Genomic DNA, 1,488 nt, shown 5'->3' with positions numbered 1-1,488 from the left:
CGAAGATGACGAGGTCGATAGGTCCGAGGTGGAAGCGTGGCGACACGTGGAGCTGACGGATACTAATCGATCGAGGGCTTAACCTAGAAAAGTGGAGGCCGCCCGCTTATCGGCGAAACGCGCTGGAGGGCCTGCGAGGAGGCTGTCGTCGCCGCAGCAGGACCGAAGCGTCGCGAGCCGATGGCGGCCGGAACTAGACAGCGAAAAGCGCAGGCGAGCGGTTCGCCGCGACGGGCAAATGTTCTTCACCCGCAGGGTGCTAGCACCCCGAGGGGGAAGGTTATTTGACCCCGAGTGGCGGCGAGCCGGAGCTAGACAATGAAAAAGCGGAAGCGCCGCGGCTTCTTCCCGAAACGGTTATCTAGTTTTGAAGGAATGAACTTCCTGTTGACAAATAAAGCAGGGTGGATATAATAATTATTGTCKAAACACCCGTTCCCATCCCGAACACGGAAGTTAAGCCCTCCAGCGCCGATGGTAGTTGGGGCCAGCGCCCCTGCAAGAGTAGGTCGCTGCTAGGCAATGTTATTCACTTCGCAATAGCTCAGCGACGAGCTTTAGCATCGTTGAATTTACTTTGAATTTACTTTGAGTTGTCCCGACGCATCTGACTCCTTATGAATTGGCTGGCAGAGGAAGGGACACTGATTTTTAGCATGTTGGACTTTTATTTCAAATTGCCTCGACGCATCTCGCTTCCTTGAATTAGTTGGCAGAGGAAGAGGCAACAAGCACATTGAGAAGATGTGCATGACATATAGTTTATTCATCATTCCGCAATAGCTCAGCGGTAGAGCAACCGGCTGTTAACCGGTAGGTCGTAGGTTCGAATCCTACTTGCGGAGCCATTTTTATGCTTCCATAGCTCAGTAGGTAGAGCACTTCCATGGTAAGGAAGAGGTCACCGGTTCGAGCCCGGTTGGAAGCTCCATTTCTCACTGGCCCGTTGGTCAAGTGGTTAAGACACCGCCCTTTCACGGCGGTAACACGGGTTCGAATCCCGTACGGGTCACTTTCGTTCAAATCAACCGCCCTTCGAAGGGCGGTTGATTTGAAAATGTATAGCCACATTGCAACAGTGACATAATAATTACTGGATATCGAATCGTTTCACAGCGTTGGGCTATAGCCAAGCGGTAAGGCAACGGACTTTGACTCCGTGATGCGCTGGTTCGAATCCAGCTAGCCCAGCCATTATTTTTTTGTACATAAAATTTACATGCTATGGGTCATTAGCTCAGCAACGAGCGTTGCATCTTCGAATTTGCTTCGAGTTGCCCCGACGCATCTGACATCTTCGAATATGCTAGTAGAGGAAGGGGCATCGTTGTCTCGGAGTGTTATTGAACCCATGAGCCATTAGCTCAGTAGGTAGAGCAACGAGCGCTACATCTTCGAATTTGCTTCGAGTTGCCCCGACGCACTTGACTTCTTCGAATAAGCTTGTAGAGGAAGGGGCAGGTAGAGTGAAATGAAGCTTAGAGTGTT

Annotated in this window: 4 tRNA genes and 2 rRNA genes; all 6 read left to right on the top strand. The window is 51.0% G+C overall.

The features are described 5' to 3' along the window. Positions 1–86, top strand: a 23S ribosomal RNA gene (locus CV944_RS17075); the annotation flags it as partial. Between the two features lie 323 nt (positions 87–409). Further along, positions 410–521: ribosomal RNA gene (rrf, locus tag CV944_RS17070) — 5S ribosomal RNA — on the top strand. Positions 522–773: 252 nt separating this feature from the next. Next, positions 774–848: transfer RNA gene (locus CV944_RS17065), tRNA-Asn, on the top strand. 7 nt (positions 849–855) lie between these two features. Beyond that, a tRNA-Thr gene (locus tag CV944_RS17060) sits at positions 856–931 on the top strand. A gap of 9 nt (positions 932–940) precedes the next feature. After that, positions 941–1,012: transfer RNA gene (locus tag CV944_RS17055), tRNA-Glu, on the top strand. 107 nt (positions 1,013–1,119) lie between these two features. After that, positions 1,120–1,194 (top strand) — tRNA-Gln (locus tag CV944_RS17050). The last annotated feature ends 294 nt before the right edge of the window (positions 1,195–1,488 follow it).

Source organism: Geobacillus sp. WSUCF-018B, assembly GCF_002809985.1.
Classification (GTDB): domain Bacteria; phylum Bacillota; class Bacilli; order Bacillales; family Anoxybacillaceae; genus Geobacillus; species Geobacillus thermophilus.
Note: the sequence above shows the minus strand (reverse complement) of the source record. Positions and strands in the feature narration are given on the sequence as shown.